Source organism: Pauljensenia sp. UMB3104, from assembly GCF_030217285.1.
Classification (GTDB): Bacteria; Actinomycetota; Actinomycetes; order Actinomycetales; family Actinomycetaceae; genus Pauljensenia.
The window spans coordinates 1-258 of record NZ_JASONN010000391.1; the positions used below are offsets into that span (position 1 = coordinate 1).

Here is a 258-nt window from a genome sequence, read left to right on the forward strand (position 1 = left end):
CGAGCCGTCGAACTCGCTCGTGCGCCAGTACCAGCACCTCTTCGAGCTGGACAACATGGACCTGGAGTTCACGCACGAGGCGCTGCTGGCGATCGCTGCGCGCGCCAACGAGCGCAAGACGGGCGCCCGTGGCCTGTCCTCGATCATGGAGCAGACCCTGTCGGACCTTATGTTCGATCTGCCCAGTCGCGACGACGTTGCCCGCGTGGTCATCACCCGCGACCTCGTCGAGGGCGTCGGCCCCGCCGAGCTCTACCC

The 258-nt window shown here is 67.4% G+C and carries 1 pseudogene; it reads left to right on the forward strand.

The window, feature by feature from the left end:
- Nucleotides 1-258 (forward strand): annotated as a pseudogene (locus QP415_RS12150) (ATP-dependent Clp protease ATP-binding subunit ClpX); the annotation flags it as partial.